This window comes from Bathymodiolus platifrons methanotrophic gill symbiont, assembly GCF_002189065.1.
GTDB lineage: Bacteria > Pseudomonadota > Gammaproteobacteria > Methylococcales > Methylomonadaceae > Methyloprofundus.
The window spans coordinates 1-3,170 of sequence record NZ_BDMN01000384.1 but is presented as its reverse complement, the minus strand read 5'-3'; the positions used below and the strand labels follow the sequence as shown (position 1 = coordinate 3,170).

2 protein-coding genes and 3 pseudogenes are annotated in these 3,170 nt (G+C 38.6%); 3 read left to right on the top strand and 2 right to left on the bottom strand.

The window, feature by feature from the left end:
- Positions 1-917 precede the first annotated feature (917 nt).
- Complete coding sequence (locus CDZ78_RS18015; RefSeq protein WP_087871219.1) at positions 918-1,142, bottom strand: hypothetical protein; 225 nt, start codon at positions 1,140-1,142, stop codon at positions 918-920.
- A 55-nt stretch (positions 1,143-1,197) separates the two neighbouring features.
- On the opposite strand from CDZ78_RS18015, the gene CDZ78_RS18010 reads away from it, so the two are divergent.
- Positions 1,198-2,055, top strand: coding sequence for a hypothetical protein (locus CDZ78_RS18010; protein WP_087871218.1), 858 nt, complete (start codon positions 1,198-1,200; stop codon positions 2,053-2,055).
- Positions 2,056-2,638: 583 nt separating this feature from the next.
- Here the strand turns inward: CDZ78_RS18010 and CDZ78_RS24585 are convergent.
- A pseudogene (locus CDZ78_RS24585) lies at positions 2,639-2,722 on the bottom strand (IS1 family transposase); the annotation flags it as partial.
- 85 nt (positions 2,723-2,807) lie between these two features.
- Between CDZ78_RS24585 and CDZ78_RS24580 the strand changes: the two are divergent.
- Both CDZ78_RS24580 and CDZ78_RS18005 read left to right on the top strand, forming a co-directional pair.
- Positions 2,808-2,930 (top strand): annotated as a pseudogene (locus CDZ78_RS24580) (IS1 family transposase); the annotation flags it as partial.
- A gap of 76 nt (positions 2,931-3,006) precedes the next feature.
- Positions 3,007-3,170: pseudogene (locus CDZ78_RS18005) on the top strand (IS6 family transposase); the annotation flags it as partial.

Below are 3,170 nucleotides of genomic sequence, written 5' to 3'. Positions count from 1 at the left end.
AGTTCCACAATCGCCTTATATTTTTCTTGCATCGACTTTGGAACATTTTCAGATTTTTTTACTTGACCCATTTCCATTTCCAGAAATATTAAAACGATGATTTTAACGCAAGCAGGGGGTTCTGTCGCAATAATTTATTATGAAGGTTGAGGTAATGAAAATGATCAAAAAAGGACAAATGTGAGTTAATTTAGAGAGGTCTAACCCCTAGGGAAAAGTAACTTTTTTTAGCGTATATCCATTATATGCAAAAACCCTTATATGAGAAAAATAGGGGTATCTGACTCTATTTTCAAGGCATCAAGTTCTTACTACGTTGACACCTAAAGCCACTAAACCAGAGAAATAAAGGGCTCAAGGTGGTTTGTCATTCAGTGAGGTATTGATAGCCCCCTTTTTGACACTAAATCTAAAGGACTCTCAGCCCTAGGGAAAAGTAACTTTTTTAGCGTATATTACCTATATGCAGAAATCCTTATATAATAAAATACAAAGGTTTCTGACCTTAATGGGCCGCAAGTAATAATGAAGTTTCTAGTCGCCTGAATGGTAAGATTCAAAAGGTTACTATAAACACAAAGATGGGGGAGGGTAGTTCAGTATGGATATCGCGCCATCGCCGGGATAATCCTACACCACCAAACAGGAACTCTTACGTTTTTAGCGAAGTTAAAAAAACAAGTGTTTTATTTACACCATCATCAGCACCAATAATCACCTTCATTTTGCCCTGATTCTACGCAAATAGCGTTAATAAACGCTGTTAAAAAACTAAACCACTGAATTTGTTAATAAATCCCTCGTTAAAAAACTAAAAGATAAAACACCTTAGGGATTAGACCCTATATTAGGCTTAATATTTTTTTCTATTGCTCTCAATTTTTTCTTTTGTTTCATTTAATCGAGGTGAATTCCATTCAAATATTTCTTTTTAGAGCATATTGATATTGACGCTCTTCAAAAATTTCCTCATAATCAGGTGGGTTCGCTATTTCAATTGTAGAATCAATTAGCTTAATGGCTTGTTTAATCTTAATTGGGAGAACCAAGATCTTATACATTATCTTTGGTGAGATAGATTCCCATTCAACATCTATTGATCGTGGTTTAAATTCAGGATTTTTGACTTGAGGCTCCCTCACTCCATCGCTGTTGTATTGCCCACAACATAACCCTTTTTAGTTAGAGTGTCTGTATATGAGAAGAAATTTTTTAGTAGGACTTTTTATATTTTTTAGCTTGGTTGCCTTAGCTTTTGGTTATTATTTTTTAAGAGATGATGTCAGTTTAGACCCTGGGGGGGTGAGTTCAGGTTCTAAGGGAGACCTGGATTTATTGGGTGAATTACATAAACACAGTTTGGCAAATCTTGAGTCTAAAGGCGGTAATTTAACTTTAGAGGAGGAGTTCGATAAGAATCATTTATTGCATGGGGGGGTGCTCGTGGCCTCGGATAAGTTCGTTGCTGAAAACCCGGAATATGTAGCCGAGGTTCGTCGGAACTTCAAGGAGATGGAAGAGGTTGGTTTTTTTATGGTTGCTTCGTCATCTGATTTGAATGATAGTGCGAGAGTGATGTTGGAACGGATGTCGAAGTATGCGACTTACTCTCCAGAGGATGTTCATGCCGACCTTTCTGGTTTGGAAAACTATGTTTCTTTTGTTCCGACGGATCTGGAGAGTAGTTCTTTTGCCGACCTTCTTTGGTTGGGGAGCAATACTTTTGGCTCTGCTTCTTCTGAGGGTTGGTCGGGAGTGATGCATTTTTTTAAGGATGACTCTTTGGGATTATTAAGTTTGGTAGAGCGTCGGGGTGGGGCTGGTGGTTATACTGTTCAGTTCTTAGAGGAGGAGTTTAACACTAATGTAAATGGTCTTCCTGCGAGGTATACAGTAGAGGTTGATGTTTCGGGAGGCGCAAACACAACCTTGACTTGGCAAAATGGTGATAATGTGTATTTTTTGACAGCTCAAGTTGATGTTTCGGGAGGATCCTCCTTGAAGGATAGTTTTTTTAAGTTGGCGGGTTCTTTGCCTAATCCCGGAGGTTCTTAGAGGTGTGTTTTTTAGATAAGTTTGTTTTGTTGGTAAAGGGTCGAACTTGTAGTTTTCTGTATAATTGTAATTTATGACGCCGTGTCGGAATGCTTTATTTTGTCTCCAACTTCGCTAACCGCTGGCTTCCCATCTAAGCCGGGACACCCAGTAATTTCAAGGGGTAAAAAGCAATATTAGGTCGACCTTAATAATTTATTTTCTAGCCGCCTGTACTCTTTGGCAGTTGTATTGTTTTTTTCATACGTTAAAAATCCTGGAAACGGAGCATAGCGAAGTGAAGATTTTTAGCCAGCGATAGTCAACGCTGTGGATGACTACTTGTAGTATGAGCGTTAGCAAATGGCGAAGAGTCATTGAGGTAATCATGATGAGTGCAACAAGCGGAGCTAGGTTGTAGGAAATCGTGATGGACTTAGGACGAATCGGGGCATCGAAGATTATAATCAGTCCCGTTAAGCTTTTGCCGCGAACTTGGGCTGAGATACCCAAAATGAGCTTTCGCAAAAGTAGGGACTCTTACACGATTATCATACAAAATTATCTGCATAACATTAGATTTTGTCCCGCTTTAGACGGGAAGCCGTTTTCCGTAACCATTCGTCCCAGATTTTGTGATTTTTATACTGTTGCACTTTGGGCAACTTACTTCTTGATAACAGGTCATAAAATCAAATTATACAGGAACTCTACAAATTCGACCCATTACCTGTCATTTTTGGCTTAAATTAAAATTGGCGAAGGTATTGCAATACGCTAAAAAAAAGGAAAGTAGCCTTGTTCAGATAAACCCGAACTTTCAAATTCCAACGGCAGATGCAAAAATTGAATTTATCTGTGAAGAGTCTGAAATAGACGAACAGTGGTCATTTGTAGGGTTCTGTCGCATAAATCCCCCTTCCCGACGTTATCTGCTATCATAATTCTCAATTTCAATAAAAGGTGGATCACATGCTCAGCTTCAAAGGTACTCACTTTCCAAAAGATGTCATTCTTTATGCTGTTTTCTTTTATGTCAGGTATGGTGTTTCGTATCGCGACCTTGAAGAAATTATGGAAGAAAGAGGTGTTGAAGTGGATCATGCTACGCTCAATCGTTGGGTTATCCGTTATTC